At 61.1% G+C, this 17383-nt stretch carries 23 protein-coding genes; 12 read left to right on the top strand and 11 right to left on the bottom strand.

Annotated features, from left to right (window positions below; translation table 11 throughout):
• Positions 1-234: 234 nt before the first annotated feature.
• On the top strand, positions 235-498 hold the full coding sequence (lysC, locus tag G559_RS31220) for an Rz1-like lysis system protein LysC (protein ID WP_394296404.1): 264 nt from the start codon (positions 235-237) through the stop codon (positions 496-498).
• Here lysC and G559_RS0106785 read toward each other — a convergent pair.
• Positions 495-1193 (bottom strand): SOS response-associated peptidase, encoded by a 699-nt coding sequence (locus G559_RS0106785; RefSeq protein ID WP_028627521.1) that lies wholly within the window; start codon positions 1191-1193, stop codon positions 495-497. The two genes, lysC and G559_RS0106785, sit on opposite strands and share 4 nt — an antisense overlap.
• 452 nt (positions 1194-1645) lie before the next feature.
• Between G559_RS0106785 and G559_RS0106795 the strand changes: the two genes are divergently transcribed.
• From G559_RS0106795 to recX, 6 genes are all read left to right on the top strand, one after another.
• A complete protein-coding gene (locus G559_RS0106795) occupies positions 1646-2440 on the top strand; it encodes a DNA adenine methylase (protein ID WP_028627522.1) in 795 nt (264 codons plus the stop codon).
• Positions 2441-2572: 132 nt separating this feature from the next.
• Positions 2573-3577 (top strand): hypothetical protein, encoded by a 1005-nt coding sequence (locus G559_RS30260; protein WP_155945681.1) that lies wholly within the window; start codon positions 2573-2575, stop codon positions 3575-3577.
• An 18-nt stretch (positions 3578-3595) separates the two neighbouring features.
• Positions 3596-4174: a hypothetical protein gene (locus tag G559_RS30265; protein ID WP_155945682.1), complete on the top strand. Its 579-nt coding sequence runs from the start codon at positions 3596-3598 to the stop codon at positions 4172-4174.
• Between the two features lie 397 nt (positions 4175-4571).
• A complete protein-coding gene (locus G559_RS0106800; RefSeq protein ID WP_028627523.1) occupies positions 4572-5084 on the top strand; it encodes a CinA family protein in 513 nt (170 codons plus the stop codon).
• An 87-nt stretch (positions 5085-5171) separates the two neighbouring features.
• Positions 5172-6218, top strand: coding sequence for a recombinase RecA (gene recA, locus G559_RS0106805; protein ID WP_028627524.1), 1047 nt, complete (start codon positions 5172-5174; stop codon positions 6216-6218).
• A 7-nt stretch (positions 6219-6225) separates the two neighbouring features.
• Positions 6226-6687: a recombination regulator RecX gene (gene recX / locus G559_RS0106810; RefSeq protein ID WP_028627525.1), complete on the top strand. Its 462-nt coding sequence runs from the start codon at positions 6226-6228 to the stop codon at positions 6685-6687.
• 78 nt (positions 6688-6765) lie between these two features.
• Here recX and G559_RS0106815 read toward each other — a convergent pair whose 3' ends face one another.
• Both G559_RS0106815 and G559_RS0106820 read right to left on the bottom strand, forming a co-directional pair.
• Positions 6766-7845, bottom strand: a complete 1080-nt coding sequence (locus G559_RS0106815) for an LOG family protein (RefSeq protein ID WP_028627526.1) — start codon at positions 7843-7845, stop codon at positions 6766-6768.
• Between the two features lie 233 nt (positions 7846-8078).
• Complete coding sequence (locus G559_RS0106820) at positions 8079-8492, bottom strand: quorum-sensing-regulated virulence factor family protein (RefSeq protein WP_028627527.1); 414 nt, start codon at positions 8490-8492, stop codon at positions 8079-8081.
• Between the two features lie 191 nt (positions 8493-8683).
• Between G559_RS0106820 and G559_RS0106825 the strand changes: the two genes are divergently transcribed.
• Entirely contained in the window at positions 8684-9394 is a 711-nt protein-coding gene (locus tag G559_RS0106825; protein WP_028627528.1) for a tRNA-uridine aminocarboxypropyltransferase, read from the top strand.
• Here the strand turns inward: G559_RS0106825 and G559_RS0106830 are convergent, their stop codons facing one another.
• A complete protein-coding gene (locus G559_RS0106830; RefSeq protein WP_394296405.1) occupies positions 9395-10375 on the bottom strand; it encodes a DMT family transporter in 981 nt (326 codons plus the stop codon).
• Positions 10376-10501: 126 nt separating this feature from the next.
• Here G559_RS0106830 and erdR point away from each other — a divergent pair, with 126 nt between their 5' ends.
• Together erdR and G559_RS0106840 are read left to right on the top strand one after the other, a co-directional pair.
• The gene (erdR, locus tag G559_RS0106835; RefSeq protein WP_028627530.1) at positions 10502-11152 is read left to right on the top strand and encodes a response regulator transcription factor ErdR; all 651 of its coding nucleotides are present in this window, start codon (positions 10502-10504) and stop codon (positions 11150-11152) included.
• Between the two features lie 72 nt (positions 11153-11224).
• Positions 11225-11590 (top strand): diacylglycerol kinase, encoded by a 366-nt coding sequence (locus G559_RS0106840; protein WP_028627531.1) that lies wholly within the window; start codon positions 11225-11227, stop codon positions 11588-11590.
• Positions 11591-11594: 4 nt separating this feature from the next.
• Here G559_RS0106840 and G559_RS0106845 read toward each other — a convergent pair whose 3' ends face one another.
• Positions 11595-12521: a LysR family transcriptional regulator gene (locus G559_RS0106845; protein WP_028627532.1), complete on the bottom strand. Its 927-nt coding sequence runs from the start codon at positions 12519-12521 to the stop codon at positions 11595-11597.
• Positions 12522-12652: 131 nt separating this feature from the next.
• Between G559_RS0106845 and fpr the strand changes: the two genes are divergently transcribed.
• Positions 12653-13432 (top strand): ferredoxin-NADP reductase, encoded by a 780-nt coding sequence (fpr, locus tag G559_RS0106850; protein WP_028627533.1) that lies wholly within the window; start codon positions 12653-12655, stop codon positions 13430-13432.
• Between the two features lie 61 nt (positions 13433-13493).
• On the opposite strand, the gene G559_RS0106855 is transcribed toward fpr, so the two are convergent.
• Positions 13494-13907: a VOC family protein gene (locus G559_RS0106855; RefSeq protein ID WP_028627534.1), complete on the bottom strand. Its 414-nt coding sequence runs from the start codon at positions 13905-13907 to the stop codon at positions 13494-13496.
• 60 nt (positions 13908-13967) lie between these two features.
• Between G559_RS0106855 and G559_RS0106860 the strand changes: the two genes are divergently transcribed.
• Positions 13968-14270 (top strand): putative quinol monooxygenase, encoded by a 303-nt coding sequence (locus G559_RS0106860; RefSeq protein ID WP_028627535.1) that lies wholly within the window; start codon positions 13968-13970, stop codon positions 14268-14270.
• A 117-nt stretch (positions 14271-14387) separates the two neighbouring features.
• Here the strand turns inward: G559_RS0106860 and tsaA are convergent, their stop codons facing one another.
• The 5 genes from tsaA to G559_RS0106885 form a co-directional block, all read right to left on the bottom strand.
• Positions 14388-15080 (bottom strand): tRNA (N6-threonylcarbamoyladenosine(37)-N6)-methyltransferase TrmO, encoded by a 693-nt coding sequence (gene tsaA, locus G559_RS0106865; RefSeq protein ID WP_028627536.1) that lies wholly within the window; start codon positions 15078-15080, stop codon positions 14388-14390.
• Position 15081: 1 nt separating this feature from the next.
• The gene (locus G559_RS0106870; protein ID WP_028627537.1) at positions 15082-15267 is read right to left on the bottom strand and encodes a hypothetical protein; all 186 of its coding nucleotides are present in this window, start codon (positions 15265-15267) and stop codon (positions 15082-15084) included.
• A gap of 64 nt (positions 15268-15331) precedes the next feature.
• Positions 15332-16102, bottom strand: coding sequence for an SDR family oxidoreductase (locus G559_RS0106875; protein ID WP_028627538.1), 771 nt, complete (start codon positions 16100-16102; stop codon positions 15332-15334).
• A gap of 94 nt (positions 16103-16196) precedes the next feature.
• Positions 16197-16838 (bottom strand): glutathione S-transferase family protein, encoded by a 642-nt coding sequence (locus G559_RS0106880; protein ID WP_028627539.1) that lies wholly within the window; start codon positions 16836-16838, stop codon positions 16197-16199.
• A 49-nt stretch (positions 16839-16887) separates the two neighbouring features.
• Complete coding sequence (locus G559_RS0106885) at positions 16888-17292, bottom strand: thiol-disulfide oxidoreductase DCC family protein (protein ID WP_338053609.1); 405 nt, start codon at positions 17290-17292, stop codon at positions 16888-16890.
• Positions 17293-17383: the final 91 nt, after the last annotated feature.

A 17383-nucleotide genomic window follows, 5' to 3' on the forward strand; every position in this document is an offset into this window, starting at 1 on the left:
TGGTGTGGTGGGGCCTCGGCCCCCGCATCGAGCTGCAGGCCCAGCGGGCCGATCAGGCAGAGGGCGCGTTGGCCAGCGAGAAGGAGCTGACTGCCCTGCAGGCGCGCGTGTTGGAGCGACAGCAAGAACAGATCGGAGCCATCACCGACCTGGAGCGCCGCATGCGGCTGCTGGGTCAGTCCGTAGACCGCAACGCCACGGCGCAGGCCGTCGCCATCGAGGAACTGAAAGCCCATGACCAGAGCGTCAACGACTATCTGCGCGCTGCTGTGCCTGCTGCCCTTGGTCGCCTGTACGAGCGCCCCGAAACCGCCGACCCCGCCGCCTACCGAAGCCCGGCAGTTCTGCCCGCTCGTTCCCTGTCGCCTGCCGGGGCGACCAGCGCCGAGCAGCAACGAGGATTGGCGTCGGGCGGTGGATGAGCTGGAGGGCGAGCTGCAGCGCTGTGCCGGTCAGGTGCTGGACTGCATCGGGCGACAGGAAGCGCAGTTGCCTTAGGGGATTACTTCCACGGGCGTGAGCAGCTCTGGGTAGTCGTTCCGGGTGTTGCCGACGTCAGTGGAAACTGGGTAGGCCGAGAAGTCCTCTCGGCTGAGCGCTATTGCGCCATGCACCTGCTCGACGCTTGTGGTGGGCGACAACCAGAGATCGAACTGCTCTGGTGCCAGAATCACGGGCATCCGATGGTGGATGGTAGCGACCGGGCCGGCGGCCTCCTTCGTAAGCAGCGCGCAGGACACCACATCCTGATCTTCCGGCCCAGTCCAGGTGGACCAAATCCCGGCAATGGCCAGCATGCCGCCTTCCACTGCGTGGTGGTAGTAAGGCTGATTGACCTGCCGCCCAGATCGGCTGCGAACCTGCTGGCGCTCGTTCCATTCGTACCAGCCCAGGGCCGGCATCAGGCAGCGATGGGTGCGCAGGCTCTGGCGCCACATCGGTTTCGCGGCAGCTTCTTCGCTGCGGGCGTTGAAGGTCAGCCCTGGCGGTTTGGGTTGCTTCCACCAGAAGGGAATCAGGCCCCACCGGGCGCCTACCAGTTCCAGCTCGCCCTGTTCGTTCTGGCGCAGCATGGGCACTTGAGTGGTGGGGGCGGCATTGAAGCTCTGCACCCATCGGCCCGAATCGTGAGCGCCGATGTGCCAGAAGTCCTCGATGGCCCGATCTGAGGGAGTGACGTAGCGTCCGCACATAGTCGTTCCTCCTGGCTGTTGAGAGTAGGCGGATGCGCAGCGGCCCGTTATCTCCGCGCGTTGCGCTGGTCCCGGCCAATGCCAAGGAAGTCGGGTCGGTACTGCGAAAACTTCTCGCGCAAGAATAGTCGGGCGCCTTCAGTGCCTAGTTCGTCCACCAGTAGCCGAAGTGCAAAGGCGGCCAAGTCCTCAGCGGTTTCCGGGGTTAGAGTCCAGTCGTGCTCCCGGCCCTTCACCACAATCAACGACTTAATGCTCAAGTGGCGCTTTGCCATTTCGAGTGCCTCTTCACGTCAAACCAAGAGAAGCGACCAGCCCAGGTGTTTCCAGCACCCGGGCCGGTCGCTGAACCCGCAGACCACACCTGCAAGCCCAGCCAAGGCTCCCCGCCTCGTGCACGAAGCGCGGCGAGTCTAACAACTGGATATTCATACAGTAAAGGCTTGCACAAAATGACCAATCCGATAGTCCCCTGGATGGGTGGTAAGCGCCGCCTGGCCGACCGCCTTATCCCGCTGTTCCCGCCCCATGAGTGCTACGTCGAGGTGTTTGCCGGCGGCGCGGCGCTCTTCTTCCTTCGCCCGATGCCGGCGCCCACCGAGGTGCTGAACGACATCAACGGCGACCTGGTCTGCCTCTACCGGGTGGTGCAGAACCACCTCGAGGAGTTCGTGCGCCAGTTCAAGTGGGCCCTTTCCAGCCGCCAGATCTTCGAATGGCAGAAGATGACTCGCCCCGAGACCCTCACCGATATCCAGCGCGCTGCGCGCTTCTTCTACCTGCAGCACCATGCCTTCGGCGGCAAGGTGTCGGGGCAGACCTTCGGCACGGCCACCACCGGCCCGGCCATCAACCTGCTGCGCATCGAGGAAAACCTCTCCGCGGCCTGGCAGCGGCTGTCGGGCACCTACGTCGAGAACCTGCCCTGGCTGGAGTGCGCCGAGCGCTACGACCGAGCACATACCTTCCACTACATGGACCCGCCGTACTGGCAGACCGAGGGGTACGGGGTGGACTTCTCGTTTGAGAACTATGAGCGCATGGCGGACTTCATGAGGCGCTGTAAGGGGAAGGTAATGGTCAGTATCAATGACCACCCGGATATTCGGAGTGTGTTTGAAGGATTCCACCTGGAGCGGACAGACATCCGCTATAGCAACACCAATCAGCGCCAGGGACAGGCGGAGGTCACTGGAGAGTTGGTGGTCATGAGCTGGAAACCGGACGATTTGGGCGGTTTGTTCTAGTGTCTTAGTTGGTTCGCACCCTATTCGTTGCTATAGACAAAATTTCAAAATGGTCTATTGCTCGAATGGATAAATACTAATTACCGGCTAAGCATTTACTTTGCCAACACTCTCTAAGCTTGGGCGGCTGCCATGAAAACAGCTTTGCGTATAGCTGCGACTATCGCTGCGATCTCATTCCATGGTTTATCGCAAGGGTTTGAGGCCTCTCTCTTGAATTCTCATGGTGATGGCGAGGGGGAGGAATGCGCTGCAGTTCAATACTTTACAGACCACGTTGTAATCGCCAATAACTGCGGCGTACCAATAGAGGTTCAGTACTGCTATATCGATCAACCCGACTTCGAAGGCGGTGACCGGAAAAGCACATGCGAAAATGAAGGTGCCCGCACGACTGGAGTTATTGAAAAAGGGAAATCTGTTAAGGCCATGATGAATGTAAGAAGGGTCTATACAGGAAAAAGAGATCTTGAAACCTTGCTATGGACGAACATCTGCAGCATGGCGAACAGGAAAGCCACTTGCGGAATGCCATACTACCCTTACACAGAAAAAAACAGACTGGGAAAGCTGTTCACAAAAGCAGAAACCGAAAAGTTAGAAAAGAAACCAGCCCCCGTCGCCGAAATAGCCAAAGCAAGCAGCGGTGCGGTTAGCTCGAAAAAAACAACAATTTATAATCACTATGTTGGCATATCAACCGACGGCCTCATCTATGGAGAACTTGCCAAGTCAAAAAGCGAAGCAAAAGCCTTGATGGAAAAAAGCTCCGGAAGAACCATGGGGGACGTCCTTGAATGCAATATTGGGTGGCAGGCCGATTGGACGCTAGAAATTATAGACGGCGGCGGTAACACTCGCTATGTAGGGGCCGCCTGTAATGCTAGGAGCAAGGATGAAGCCATAGCGGCCGCGCTGCGCGCTTGTAAAAAAAGAGGGTCCAATTGTTTACAGTCCAATAACGAATTTAGCTCGCGCGTCATGGTCAGCGTGTTTGAAATAGATGAAGGGCTGCTCAATGGCGAGCAAAGGGAAATGACCTGGGGCACATACTGCCATGTGCTTGACGGACGGCCAGGTGGCGACTGCTCGCTTAGAAGCGAACTGATGAATAATGGCGTCTATTTTAGTGAGTAAATATGGGGAAAATCGCAAGTGAATAAATTAATTGGCTTCTCCGCCCTTTCTCTCGGCTTGCTCATGGCTAACCATTCGAGCGCACAGGAATTCAACAAGGAACAATACATACAAGAACTCAATGAATGTGTAAGCATGCCGACACTGGGTGCAGCCAAAGACTGCCAGCAAAGGCTGCTAGATAAATATGTCAACGCCGGCCGAGATGGGCAATCAGTAACCAAGAATGACTCTGGTGATGAGGGTGTCTTGATATACCGATGCAAAATCCCTGCACTTGGTAGCAGCGACCTTGGAAGCCGAGTAGAGGTCTGGGGATCTATGGATGGGTCAAATCGGTACTACGTTGTCTCTAGCAACGACAGTAACGTCTACTACCCGGTAGAAGGGTTTGGAAGGCCCAGACGCGGCAATTTCTCGCTGAATTTCCAGGATGGCCGCCACATTACCATTGCCGAGAATGGTTGGACGACCACTTCCGAAGACAAGATTCACAACAAGAATTCGCTGTACGGGGAGGTCTCTTCAGAAAAGAACCTCCCATCAGGCGAATGCAAGCTGGCTGACGCCAAAAAACCGATATCTCGAATGTTCTAGCCTGCGCAGACAAAAGGAGCGATATCTGCTTTCGGCAGGTGGGCGATGTAGGGATTGACAGGTTCACAGTCAGTTTTGGGGTGGAGGGCGGAGGATACCCGGTATCGCGTTCACTTCCGAGAGGTCATTCAGCCGGCTTAGTGGGGCGGGGCGTGGGGCAAAAATGGGGCAATTTAATCGCCAAACTATGCCAACCCACGCCAATCGCCTTGCTAGCCGAATCGCCTAAAAATTTCATGAACGTCTGATGGCTCTAGGCCGTAGCGTATTTGCGACGATCTACTGCCACACAATCGGGGTGTGTTCGCTGAGATCGCTCTGACTCATGGGCTGGCCTTGCGTGCAAAAGGCGCTAGTGTACGGTATCCCGCTGGCCCGCTTTAACCCTGGAGTGCACATGTCCGTTACCGAAGATGAGCTGACCGAGCTGGCAGCCCGATTGGGCCAGGAATTGAAGGTGCGCAATGAACGGGTGAGCACCGCGGAGTCCTGTACTGGCGGCGGTATCGCCGAAGCGATTACCCGCATTCCCGGCAGTTCTGCCTGGTTCGAGGCAGGCTTTGTCACTTACTCGAATGACCAGAAGAGCGCGCAATTGGCGGTGCCGGCCGAGTTGTTCCCGCAGGTGGGGGCGGTCAGTCGTGAAGTGGTCGAGGCTATGGTGCGTGGTGCCCAGCAGCGCAGCGGCGCACGTTTTGCCGTCGCCGTCAGTGGGATTGCAGGGCCTGATGGTGGCTCGCCGGAGAAGCCGGTGGGTACTGTTTGGCTCGCTTGGGGAAATGGAAGTGCAGTAGAGGCTGTGCGCCGCCAGTTCCCGGGTGATCGTCTAGCGGTACGCCGGCAGACTGTCGTGGAGGCTCTCCAGGGATTGATCCGACTAGCTGCAGGAGAAAAAGCCACCCAGGGGTAGGCGAGCGACTTGCCCTATGGAATAATACTGTCTACTTATACAGTTGTTGGTGGCCGCCAGGCCCTCTTGATTTTAGTGAGGACTTCAATGGACGAGAACAAGAAGCGCGCCTTGGCTGCTGCCCTGGGCCAGATCGAGAAGCAGTTCGGCAAGGGCGCGGTCATGCGCATGGGCGACCATGATCGCCAGGCCATTCCGGCCATTTCCACCGGCTCCCTGGGCCTGGACATCGCGCTTGGCATCGGCGGTCTGCCGAAAGGCCGTATCGTCGAAATCTATGGTCCTGAATCCTCCGGTAAGACCACGCTGACTCTCTCTGTCATCGCCGAAGCCCAGAAAATGGGTGCCACTTGCGCCTTCGTCGACGCCGAACACGCACTGGACCCTGACTACGCCGGCAAACTCGGTGTGAATGTAGACGACCTGCTGGTTTCCCAGCCGGATACCGGCGAACAGGCCCTGGAAATCACCGACATGCTGGTGCGCTCCAACGCGGTTGACGTGATTATTGTCGACTCCGTGGCGGCCCTGGTTCCGAAGGCTGAGATCGAAGGTGAGATGGGCGATTCCCACGTCGGCCTGCAAGCTCGCCTGATGTCCCAGGCTTTGCGCAAGATCACCGGCAACATCAAGAACGCCAACTGCCTGGTCATCTTCATCAACCAGATTCGTATGAAAATCGGCGTAATGTTCGGCAACCCCGAAACCACCACCGGCGGTAATGCCCTGAAGTTCTACGCCTCCGTGCGCCTCGATATCCGCCGTACCGGCGCGGTGAAAGAGGGCGAGGAAGTGGTGGGCAGCGAAACCCGCGTCAAGGTCGTGAAGAACAAGGTGGCCCCGCCTTTCCGTCAGGCCGAGTTCCAGATCATGTACGGCAAGGGTATCTACCGTACCGGCGAAATCATCGACCTGGGCGTGCAGCAGGGCCTGGTGGAAAAGTCCGGTGCTTGGTACAGCTACCAGGGCAACAAGATTGGTCAGGGCAAGGCCAATGCCGCCAAGTATCTGGAAGACAATCCGGAAGTCAGCAATGCCATCGAGAAGATCATTCGCGAGAAGCTGCTGGTCAACTCTACGGCCAGTAACAAAGCGAACGCTTCGGTCGATGACCTGGCTGACGTAGACCTCTGATCCTCCCATGCCCGTTGTTCTCGACAGCCCCGCCGCGGTGCGGCGGGCCGCCATGGACCTGTTGGCGCAGCGCGAACACGGGCGAGTCGAGCTGACGCGAAAGTTGCGTCAGCGTGGCGCCCCTCCCGAGTTGATCGACGGTGCCCTCGACCGTTTGACGGAAGAGGGTCTGCTCTCCGAATCCCGCTACCTCGAAAGCTTCATCGCCAGCCGCGCCCGTGGCGGCTATGGGCCGCAGCGTATTCGCGAAGAACTGGCCCAGCGCGGCCTTCCCCGTGGTGATATTGACCAGGCCTTGCGCGAGGCCGATATCGATTGGAGCGAACAGCTTCGTGACGTCTGGTGTCGCAAGTTCAATCGGCTGCCCGTGGATGCCCGCGAGCGAGCCCAGCAGGGGCGTTTTCTCGCCTATCGCGGCTATTCCATGGAGATGATCAGCCGTCTCCTGCGCGGCAACTCCGACGACTGAGATCTCACACCTACAACCTTGAGCCATGCGCGGATGCGCATGGCTGATTGCAGGATGACTGTGCGTTCGTGTAACGGTTCAGGCCTTGCTGGTCCAGTGTTGCGGAAGATTGATGAAGTCGATGAGCTCCCGCAGGCGGCCATGGTCACGGCCGTTGAAGCGGAATGCCAGGCGGATCATTTCGTTGAGCTCCGGCTCGTCCGTCTCTGATTCCGAATTGGCCTGCTGGTTGAAGTCGCCTTCCAGGCAGAGGTCGGTGAACTGCTCCTGAATCTGACCCAGGGCCTTTTCGTTGAGTGGGTGATTCATGCGAATTACGAAGCAGTTCTTCAGCCAGCGGCTGGAGTGGTAGTTGCTGTAGAACTGTGCGATCTCCGCCGCTGCCTCATCGGCGCTGCGCACCAGACGCATCAGATTCATGTCGCTGGGCAGAATGTAGCGGTTACGTGCGAGTTGCTCGTGGAGGAAACCAATGGCGTCTTCCCAGTAACTGCCATCCGGCTCGTCCAGCAGAACAACCGGTACCACCGGGCTCTTGCCGGTCTGGATCAGGGTCAGCACCTCCAGTGCCTCATCCAGGGTGCCGAAGCCACCCGGACACAGCACCAGCGCATCGGCTTCCTTGACGAAGAAGAGCTTCCGCACGAAGAAGAAGTGGAACGACAGTAGATGCTCGGTGCCGCCCACAGTGGTGTTGGCATGTTGCTCGAAGGGCAGGGTGATGTTCAGGCCGAGGCTATTTTCCAGGCCTGCGCCGTCGTGGGCTGCGGCCATGATGCCGCCGCCGGCGCCAGTGATCACCATCAGGTCGCGCTTGGCCAGTTCGGCCCCCAACTGTCGGGCCAGGGTGTAGATCGGATGGCCCTCGGGGGTGCGCGCTGATCCGAATACGGTGACTTTGCGACGCCGCTTGAATTGTTCCAGGGCGCTGAAGGCGTGCTCCATCTCGCGCAGGGTTTGCAGCATGATCTTGGCGTCCCAGCGATTGCGGTCGGCTTGGGCCATGCGCACCACGGTAATCAGCATCTCGCGGTAGAGCGCGAGGTTGGGGCTGCCGCAGGGGACGGTGAGGTTGATCAACTCATCGACCTTCTGCGTCAGGTCGATTCCGCTGGTTTGGAAGTGCCGGGAGAGGTAATCGTCCGGATCATAGGGCATAGCAATCTCCTTGCTCATCAACTTCTCGGAGCTGCTCTGCTGGAATGGCCGGAAACCGGGCGACCTAGTCGAGCCGCTCAACTACAGCTTGCGGCAGGCGCTGGATCTTTTCCAGTTCGCCGCCACCGGAATGCGCAATGCAACGTGTCCGACGCATGTCGAAATGAGTGCGGTCCCTGGCTCGGCGGGCGGAAGGGGGCGGCACTCCCCGGAGAATCTCGCCGCAGTCGCGATCAGTTGGTCTTGGCCTTGAGGCCACAATCCCGTGCAGTGAAGCGTTCGGTGGTGACCGGGCGATTGGTCTTGTACTCGCTGAACTCGTAGCGCAGGCCGGCGCCGCGCGCGAGCAGTTGGCGGTAGCCGGTGTTGCGACAGACGCTGGCACCCAACTGGGCACGCACCGCATCAGGGTTGGAGCGCATCTGGGCGGCATGGGCTTCGCGAACGCTGAGGTGATTCACCAGCTCGTTTCCTTCCACCGTGTAGCCCTGGTCGAGGATGTCCTCGTTGATTGCGCGGGGCGTGCCGGCGCTGCTCTCCTTGGCGACTTTCTCGAGCATGTTGCTCAGCTCATAGTCCTTGAGCGATGTGGCTTGGGCAAAGAAAGGCAAGGTCGCGCAGAGGGCGATGGCGGTGAGGCGCAGCATGTGGATCTCCTAACAAACGGTAGCTGTTTGACCAGCGCGGCAATTGTGCGTTCGCAGCCAGCGCTTGTCGCGTGAAAAATCTGCTCCTGGCGACTCTGGTAGAATCGCGCAATCCTTCTTGCCATCCCGATCCCGTCCGCCGCCTTCCGGCCTGCGCAGGGCGGCCAGCTGCTGTACTGGAACCTGCTTCGATGACTCACGCCGTTTTCCGCCTGCGCGCCGAATGCCTTGCGCGCAGCACCCGTCCCTTCGTCGCCCGCGGATCGCGCTCGCCGCGTTGCCCGGAGTGCCGGGTGGCCTTCGACTACTGCTTCTGCGCCTGGCGCCCCGAGGTCCAGGTACGATCCGGTGTGTGCCTGATGATGTACTACTCCGAGCCTATGAAACCGAGTAACACCGGCTGGCTGATCGCGGATCTCGTGCCTGACACCTGGGCGTTCGGTTGGTCGCGCACCGAGGTGGACGGGGCATTGCTCGCCTTGCTGGAAGACCCGCAGTGGCAGCCTTACCTGGTGTTTCCAGGCGAGTATGCGGAGCCCGAGCGGGTGGTCGAGCGGGTGGATGTGACTGCGGGCAAGCGGCCGCTGTTCATCCTGCTGGACGCCACGTGGACCGAAGCGCGCAAGATGTTCCGCAAGAGCCCCTATCTGGATCGCTTTCCGGTGCTCAGCCTGACGCCGGAACAGATTTCCCGTTATCGCCTGCGTCGCTCGAAGCGTGACGAGCATCTCTGCACGGCCGAAGTAGGGGCGCTTTGCCTTGAGCTGGCGGGAGACGAACAAGCCGGTGGTGCGTTGAATGCCTATCTGGATGTGTTCACCGAACGCTACCTGGGGGCCAAGCGGGCCCTGCCCCTGGACGAGGCGAGCCCGGCACACCAAGCGCTCAGTAGCTTTCTCTGATCAGGCTTCGGCTTTGACAGAGGCTGCCTGCGCCTGGTGTTTCTGCGGCCAGAGCTGGGCCAACAGCATGCCGGCGAACATCAGGGCGCAGCCGATATAGCCGCGTGCATGCAGGGATTCATCCAGCATCAGCGCGCCTGCGATTGCTGCGAACACCGCTTCCAGTGAGAGGATGATGGCGGCGTGCGAGGCGATGGCATGACGCTGCGCCACCACCTGCAGGGTGTAGCCGATGGCGACGGCGATCACGCCACCATAAAGAATGGCGGGGCCGGCCTGGAGAATGGCGTCGACCTTGATCTCTTCGAACACGACCGCCAGGACCAGACTGACCACTGCGCAGACCGCGAACTGCAGGATGGACAGGCGGATCGGGTCGTAGCGGCTGGCGAAGAACCCCACCAATAGTACATGCACGCCCCAGACACAGGCACCGGCCAGCTGCAGCCAGTCACCGGACGCAACGTGGAATCCTTCGCCGACGCTGAGCAGGAACATTCCCAACACCGCCAGGCACGCACCCAGCCAAGTCCCCAGGCCGGTGCGATGCCCGAGGAACAGACCCAGCAGCGGCACTATGATGACGTAAAGGCCGGTGATGAAGCCGGAGTTTGTGACGGAGGTGAAGAGCAGGCCCACCTGCTGCAGGTTGATCCCCAACGACAGGGCCAGGCCCATCAACAGGCCGCCCAGCAGCATGCCGCGGTTGAGCGGTTGCTTTACCGCGGGCTTGGGCAGAATCAGCAGCAGGGGGAGAAGGATGAGGGCGCCGAGGGTGAAGCGCAGTCCGGTATAGAGGAAGGGGCCGATCGAATCCATGCCCAGGCGCTGGGCGACGAAGGCTGCGCCCCAGATGGCCGCGGTGATCAGCATCAGGATATCGGCGCGCAGTGCTTGGCTTCGCATGGTGGTTCTCGACGGGAAAAGCCGAGAACTTTGCCGCAAAGCGTTCGACTTGACCACCCCGTTCCGGCTCGGCATGCTGGGCGCCGCTTTACGGCCCGCCCGTATCAAGCTTCGGGTCTGGCCAGCGTATCCCGTCGTGCCGAAATGCCTCTCCACACCCCGGGGAGGCGTGTCTGGGCCCATTACAAAAAGGACATGCCCATGGCCTCATACGAAATCCTCATCGCCGATGACCACCCGCTGTTCCGCAGCGCGCTGCAGCAAGCCCTGACGCTGGGCCTCGGGCCTGATGCGCGGCTGGTGGAAGCGGCGAGTATCGCCGAACTCGAGGCTCGCCTGGCCGAGCGCGCCGACTGGGACCTGGTCCTTCTCGACCTGAACATGCCGGGTGCCTATGGCTTCTCCGGTTTGGTGCTGCTGCGCGGTCAGTACCCGCAGATTCCGGTGGTAATGATCTCCGCCCAGGAGGAAGCATCGGTAGTCGCTCGCTCCCGTGAATTCGGTGCCAGCGGTTTCATCCCCAAGTCCAGCCCGCTGGAAGTCATCCAGAGCGCCGTCCGTTCGGTGCTCGATGGCGACACCTGGTGGCCGCCGCAGGTGGAGGAAGCCCAGGCCTTGTCGGACGAAGCCAAGGCCGCTAGCGAAGGTCTCGCCAGCCTGACACCCCAGCAGTTCCGCGTGCTGACCATGGTCTGTGAAGGCTTGCTGAACAAGCAGATTGCCTATGAGTTACACGTGTCGGAAGCCACAGTGAAGGCCCATGTAACCGCCATCTTCCGCAAGCTCAACGTGCGCACCCGCACCCAGGCAGCCCTGCTGTTGCAACAGATGGAATCTATTCCCACGGCCTGAAACCAGGCTTTTCATGCAAATTTGAAGCGCGTTGCGCTAGGCTGCGCGCTCCTTTCAGTGACCCCTTTTTTTATGTCGCCATTCAAAGGCCAGACCGGCCTCAAACGCATCCTCAACGCCGCCGGCTATTCCCTCGACGGCCTGCGTGCTGCCTTCACCGGCGAAGCCGCCTTTCGCCAACTGGTACTGCTTAATGCGGTGCTGATCCCCTTGTCGTTCTTCCTTGATGTCAGCCGTGGCGAACGCGCGCTGATGATTGGCGTCTGCCTGCTCGCGCTCATCGTCGAGCTGTTGAACTCAGCGGTGGAGGCGGCCATCGACCGTATCTCCCTTGATCACCATCCGCTGTCGAAGAACGCCAAGGACATGGGCAGCGCCGCACAGTTCACCGCGCTAACCCTGATTACCGCAGTCTGGGCAACCATCCTGCTGGGCTAAGTGCTCAGGCGATCGACGGCAGCACGATTTCGTCGCTCCGGCTGACTCCGGCAGTCAGCGCACGACACTGGTCGAGGAATTCGCGCATGGCGGCCGTCTGGAATTTCTGCTTGTGCCAGATGAAGTAGAACTGCCGACGCAGGTCGATTCCCGGCGTCTCAACCGGGACCAGGCTGCCACGGCGGAAGGCGTCGCGCAGCGCCAGCCGCGAAATGCAGCTGATGCCCAGGCCTGACTCCACTGCGCGCTTGATCGCCTCGGTGTGTTCAAGCTCCAGACGGATGTTCAGCGGGGTAGGGTGGTGGCGCATGGCCTGGTCGAACGTCAGGCGGGTGCCCGAACCCTTTTCCCGGAGAATCCACGCCTCGCGGCTCAATTCTTCCAGACTTGCCTGGCCTTTGGCGGCCAGGGGGTGCTGGGGTGCACAGAACACCACCAGTTCATCCTCTACCCAAGGCAAGACTTCGATACTCGGGTGCTGGCAATCGCCTTCGATTAGACCCAGGTCAAGTTCATAGAGGGCGATCTGCTGGACGATATTCGCCGTGTTCTGCACATGCAGGCTGACCTGGCATTCCGGATGACGCTGCATGAACGAGCCGATCAGCAGGGTCGCGAGGTAGTTGCCCACGGTGAGCGTGGCACCGACATCGAGGGAGCCAAAGCCGGTCTTGCCGTTGAGCAGATCCTCGATTTCACGCGCCTGGTCCATCAGCGCCACGGCTTGAGGCAGCAATTGGCGGCCCAGGGCATTGAGGCTGAGGCGCTTGCCGGCGCGGTCGAACAGTTGGCACCCGGATTGGCGCTCAAGTTCGGTTAGCGAGGTGCTGGTGGCCGATTGCGACAGAGACAGCTGTTCGGCAGCACGGGAAACGCTTTCCTGCTGGGCAACGGCGACGAATACCTGGAGCTGACGGAGGGTAAATCGCATATCTATATAACCGATAACCTATATCTTGATAATTCAGTTAACAGATATTGTGGCGGTCATTACAATGTCGCGCAATTGCGCCCCCTGACCTGAGTGGCGCTGGCGACTTCCAAATCTTCGGAGCCCCGTAAATGAGCAACATGAACTCCGAGCGCATTCTCAGCGTTCATCACTGGAACGACACGCTGTTCAGCTTCAAGTGCACTCGCGACCCGGGTCTGCGCTTCGAAAACGGCCAGTTCGTCATGATCGGCCTGCAGCAACCCGGCGGCCGCCCGCTGATGCGCGCTTATTCCATCGCCAGCCCGAACTGGGAAGAGCACCTCGAGTTCTTCAGCATCAAGGTGCCGGACGGTCCGCTGACCTCCCAGCTGCAGCACCTGAAGGAAGGCGACGAGATCATCATCAGCAAGAAGCCCACCGGCACCCTGGTCCTCGATGACCTTAACCCCGGCAAGCACCTCTACCTGCTGAGCACCGGCACTGGCCTGGCACCGTTCATGAGCGTGATCCAGGACCCGGAAACCTATGAACGCTTCGAAAAGATCATCCTGGTCCACGGCGTTCGCTACGTGAACGAAGTCGCTTACCGCGAGTTCATCACTGAGCACCTGCCGCAGAACGAGTTCTTCGGTGAAGCGGTCAAGGACAAGCTGATTTACTACCCCACCGTGACCCGTGAGCCGTTCGAGAACCAGGGCCGCCTGACCGACCTGATGCGCAGCGGCAAGCTGTTCGAAGACATTGGTCTTCCGCCGATCAATCCGCAGGACGACCGCGCCATGATCTGCGGTAGCCCGAGCATGCTCGACGAGACCAGCGAAGTGCTCGACAGCTTCGGCCTGAAGATCTCCCCGCGTATGCGTGAGCCGGGTGACTACCTGATCGAGCGCGCCTTCGTCGAGAAGTAATCGCCAGCTGTTTAACAACAAAGCCCGCCTGAAATGGCGGGCTTTGTCATTTCCGGGGGCGTCAGACCGGGGAGCTGAAGCGTTGACCGGAGATCGCCGGGTGGTAGATCGGCTGGATCTTGTTCCCGGCCGGGTCCAGCACGTGGAAGCTGTGGGCGCCGTCGCCATGGGCGAAAGGGCGGTCGAGCATGGTCACGCCCCGGGCCTTGAGGTACTGGTACCAGGCGTCCAGCTCTTCGAGGCTGTCGACTACGAATCCGTAGTGATCCACCGCCTGCGCACCGCTACTGGGTGCAAAGGCGCGACCAAGGGACAGGTTGTCGTTGCCGCAGGTGAGGTAGACCAGGTCTTCGTTGGCGCGGTTGAGGACTTCCATGCCCAGCACATCCACGTAGAAGCGTTCGCACTCCTCCAGGTTGGGCACGACGATAGCGATGTGGCGAAGGCCGTTGAGGCGGCCTGGACGGCTGGGCATATCTGGGACTCCATTTTTGTATACAATTTGTGAGAAATATAAGACAAAACGGAGTTCAACGTGTACTGCCTTCTTCTCAAGACCCGCTTGCGCCCCGGTAGCCTGGACGCCTTCATGGACGCCATGCGCGTCAACGCCGCCGCTTCGGTGCGTGACGAACCGGGTTGCCTGGTTTTCGATGTGCTGCTGGATCGCAGCGATCCCGATCTCATCTGGCTGTATGAGGTCTACACCGACGAAGCTGCGTTCGAGGCCCATATGCAGACCGCGCACTTCCTCGCCAGCCGACCGCTGGTGGAACCTCTGATCCTCGAACAGGACGCCATCGAGGCCGATAGCCTGGCGCTCAACGCCTCCCGCTAGCGGTAGCGATGCCCAGCCGCAGGGTGGACAGCGCTTGTCTGTCCACCGTCGTCGTCAGGGCGAGCACGAATGGTGGGTTGATGAAGCGTGACCCACCCTTGGCAAGCGCGTGGCGGTTCAGCCCCGCGCAATCTCCAGCACGCGAATCCGCCCCGGTTCGGGATAGTGCCAGCGCACGTCCACATCCCACAGGCGAGCGCCGTAGCGGCGTTCGGGTTCGGGCTTCTGGTAGGCCGGGCGAGGGTCCTGGGCCAGGCACTGTTCCACCAGCTCTGCCAGGGGTTCGCCCAGGCGCTGACCATGCTCGCGAGCCTGGATCAGGGCTGTGGGCTCCCATTCCACGGGAATCAGCTCGGGCGCCGCGTCGGCGATGGCGTTCAGCGCACCGTCCTGGCGGTCGGCGTAGGGCACGTAGGGTTTGATATCGATGACCGGGGTGCCGTCCAGCAGATCGATGCCGGACAACCAGAGACGACCGGCTTCCACGTTCTCCAGCTTCACCACCGACTGGCCAATGCCGTTGGGGCGGTGGGTGGAGCGGCTGGCGAACACGCCAATGGACTGGTTGCCGCCCAGGCGCGGCGGACGCACCTTCAGCCGTGGCTTGTCTTCAAGGGCCTGGTGGAAGAGGAACAGCAGCCAGACATGGCTGACCTGTTCCAGCCCCGCCACGGCATCGCCGGTGTCGAAGGGCGGTACCAGCTCCAGCACGCCACGGGCGGCGGGCGCCAGGTGCGGCTGACGGGGGATGGCGAACTTCTCCTTGAAACAGGAGCGGACGTAGCCGACGGGCGAAACGCTGTGCTGCATATCAGTAGGGCACGCGGCAGCCGGCATCACGGAACGGCCCGCCAAGGCGCAGCCAGCCTTCGCCAGGGGTGGTCTGGGCACAGGTCAACGCACCGTCCAGCTTGCTTTGCCAGATGAAGAATGGAGCCGGCGCGGCATGGCTTGAGGCTGCGAGAGCGAACAGAAGTGTAAGGAAAGCGAGACGCATGGGCGAAGTCCGGTGGATAGCGCGGCTACCCTAGCGCCGGCCCATGCGCCGCGCAAGCGATGCGTTACAGGTGGAAACCACCGTCGATGGGGATGATGTTGCCGGTCATGTAGGCTCCCGCCGTGCTCGCCAGGCTGATGGCCAGCGCCGCCATTTCCTCGCCCCGGCCCCAGCGCTTCATTGGGATCAGGGCGGTGTCGCGCGCCATGGCGTCGGGATCGTTGGCGATGAAGCGGGTCATTTTGCTGGGGAAGCGCCCGGGAGCGATCACATTGACGTTGATGTGTTCGGCCACCAGTTCCCGCGCCAGCATCCGCGACAGTTGATGCAGCGCGGCCTTGCTCGGGCCATAGGCGTAGGCGTCCTCGCCGTGGGAGGTGATGCCGGCCACTGATCCGATATTGATCACCCGCGCTGGGCTGGCGTCGTTACCGGCTTTGCGCAGCAACGGCAGCAATTGCTGGATGCAGCTGAACACCGAGGTCACGTTGAGCTGCATGACTTTCTCCCAGCCCTTCACCGGGTAGCTCTCCAGGGGGGCGCCCCAGGTGGTGCCGGCGTTGTTCACCAGGATGTCCAGTTGTTCGATGCGTTGCTCCAGCGCTGCGGCAAGGGCTTTTGCGCCGTCCTCGCTGGAGAGGTCGGCGACGAGGGCGTGGCATTCGCCAAAAGCGGAAAGCTCGGAGGCGGTCTCGTGGCAGGCCTCGGCATCGCGGGCGCAGATGAAAACGCGCGCGCCGGCTTCGAGGAGGCCCTGGGCGATCATCCGCCCAATGCCGCGGGTACCACCAGTAACCAGGGCGGTACGGCCCTGTAGGCTGAAATAGGAATGCATGAGGATGCCTCGACGATGATCTGAAGAGGCCCATACCCTAGCCCCGGCGATGCCGGGGCGGTGGCATTATCGAGACGCGGAATACAGCGGCATTTCAGGCCGGTGCAGCCTGGGCGGCGGCCAGCTCGGCGTCCTTGGCCAGGGCGCGCTGGTAGGCGGGGCGTTCGACGAAACGGGCGATGTAGTCCTTGATCGCCGGCACCTCCGGGATCAACCCGAACTGGGTGGTCCAGTTCAGCGCGCTGCCCCAGAGCACGTCGGCAGCGGTGAACTGCTCGCCGAGCAGCCAGGGCCCGTCTTTCATCTGGCTGATCAGGGTCTTCATCACGCTGTCGAAGTCGCCGTAGGGCGAGCGTGCCTCGGGAATCGGCTCACGCTTCTGCACCCGGTCCACCACCGCCGGTTCGAAGCAGGACCCGTAGAACACCATCCAGCGCAGGTAGGGCCCGCGCAGCGGGTCGCCCAGGGGCGGGGCAAGCTTGGCCTCCGGGTAGAGGTCGGCGAGGTAGAGGTAGACCGAGACTTGCTCCGTGACCACTGCATCACCGTGGGTGAGGGTGGGTACCTTGCCCATGGGGTTGATCGCGAGGAATTCCGGCTTGCGCTGCTCCCCGGTCTTCATGTTCATCACGTGGAGCGTGAAGTCGGCGCCGAGTTCTTCGAGCAGGGTCAGGGCACCGGTGGAACGGGTGTAGGGGCAGTGGTAGAGGGTTACCTGGCGGTTCTGGCTGGTCATTGTTGTGGTTCCGCTTGGGCCGTGGATGGAGCGAGTCTAGACGCTGCCCCTAGAGCCTGCCGTCTCGGCGCAAGCGACGAAGCACCCAGCGGCGGTAGACGAGCGACAGAAGCGGTTTGACGACCGGCAGGCCGAGCAGCCAGGCGAGCGGTGCCAGCCTCGGCACGCGGGTGAGCAGGAGAATGTAGGCGTCGAGTTCGCGGTGGATGCGGCCGGTTTCATCCTGGACGTGTAGTTCGGTCAGGGCGAGGTAAGGGTCGATGCCGAGCGCGCGTAGTTCGGCGTCGCGACCGGTGATGTCGATCCACTCCACGCCTTCGGCGGCACGGGGCAAGGATTCGTACCAGCGGCGGTCGGCCATGCAGCGGGGGCAGGCGCCGTCGTAGAAGACCTTGAGCATGGTCAGGTTCCGGTGATGGGTAGCGCTGCGCTCCCGCGGAACGCCGCTCGCCACATCCTGCGACTCGATTCGGGTTCTATGTTCCGCTAGACGAATCAGTACCGCAAAGAAAAAGCCCCGCATCAGCGGGGCTCAATCAACACAG

The organism is Metapseudomonas resinovorans DSM 21078, from assembly GCF_000423545.1.
Classification (GTDB): Bacteria; Pseudomonadota; Gammaproteobacteria; order Pseudomonadales; family Pseudomonadaceae; genus Metapseudomonas; species Metapseudomonas resinovorans.

What these genes read in the sequence shown, in the direction of transcription:
- lysC (WP_394296404.1), top strand. Translation starts at nt 235, where the DNA reads ATGACCAGAGCGTCAACGACTATCTGCGCGCTGCTGTGCCTGCTGCCC.
- G559_RS0106785 (WP_028627521.1), bottom strand. Translation starts at nt 1,193, where the DNA reads ATGTGCGGACGCTACGTCACTCCCTCAGATCGGGCCATCGAGGACTTC.
- G559_RS0106795 (WP_028627522.1), top strand. Translation starts at nt 1,646, where the DNA reads ATGACCAATCCGATAGTCCCCTGGATGGGTGGTAAGCGCCGCCTGGCC.
- G559_RS30260 (WP_155945681.1), top strand. Translation starts at nt 2,573, where the DNA reads ATGAAAACAGCTTTGCGTATAGCTGCGACTATCGCTGCGATCTCATTC.
- G559_RS0106800 (WP_028627523.1), top strand. Translation starts at nt 4,572, where the DNA reads ATGTCCGTTACCGAAGATGAGCTGACCGAGCTGGCAGCCCGATTGGGC.
- recA (WP_028627524.1), top strand. Translation starts at nt 5,172, where the DNA reads ATGGACGAGAACAAGAAGCGCGCCTTGGCTGCTGCCCTGGGCCAGATC.
- recX (WP_028627525.1), top strand. Translation starts at nt 6,226, where the DNA reads ATGCCCGTTGTTCTCGACAGCCCCGCCGCGGTGCGGCGGGCCGCCATG.
- G559_RS0106815 (WP_028627526.1), bottom strand. Translation starts at nt 7,845, where the DNA reads ATGCCCTATGATCCGGACGATTACCTCTCCCGGCACTTCCAAACCAGC.
- G559_RS0106820 (WP_028627527.1), bottom strand. Translation starts at nt 8,492, where the DNA reads ATGCTGCGCCTCACCGCCATCGCCCTCTGCGCGACCTTGCCTTTCTTT.
- G559_RS0106825 (WP_028627528.1), top strand. Translation starts at nt 8,684, where the DNA reads ATGACTCACGCCGTTTTCCGCCTGCGCGCCGAATGCCTTGCGCGCAGC.
- G559_RS0106830 (WP_394296405.1), bottom strand. Translation starts at nt 10,375, where the DNA reads ATGCCGAGCCGGAACGGGGTGGTCAAGTCGAACGCTTTGCGGCAAAGT.
- erdR (WP_028627530.1), top strand. Translation starts at nt 10,502, where the DNA reads ATGGCCTCATACGAAATCCTCATCGCCGATGACCACCCGCTGTTCCGC.
- G559_RS0106840 (WP_028627531.1), top strand. Translation starts at nt 11,225, where the DNA reads ATGTCGCCATTCAAAGGCCAGACCGGCCTCAAACGCATCCTCAACGCC.
- G559_RS0106845 (WP_028627532.1), bottom strand. Translation starts at nt 12,521, where the DNA reads ATGCGATTTACCCTCCGTCAGCTCCAGGTATTCGTCGCCGTTGCCCAG.
- fpr (WP_028627533.1), top strand. Translation starts at nt 12,653, where the DNA reads ATGAGCAACATGAACTCCGAGCGCATTCTCAGCGTTCATCACTGGAAC.
- G559_RS0106855 (WP_028627534.1), bottom strand. Translation starts at nt 13,907, where the DNA reads ATGCCCAGCCGTCCAGGCCGCCTCAACGGCCTTCGCCACATCGCTATC.
- tsaA (WP_028627536.1), bottom strand. Translation starts at nt 15,080, where the DNA reads ATGCAGCACAGCGTTTCGCCCGTCGGCTACGTCCGCTCCTGTTTCAAG.
- G559_RS0106870 (WP_028627537.1), bottom strand. Translation starts at nt 15,267, where the DNA reads ATGCGTCTCGCTTTCCTTACACTTCTGTTCGCTCTCGCAGCCTCAAGC.
- G559_RS0106875 (WP_028627538.1), bottom strand. Translation starts at nt 16,102, where the DNA reads ATGCATTCCTATTTCAGCCTACAGGGCCGTACCGCCCTGGTTACTGGT.
- G559_RS0106880 (WP_028627539.1), bottom strand. Translation starts at nt 16,838, where the DNA reads ATGACCAGCCAGAACCGCCAGGTAACCCTCTACCACTGCCCCTACACC.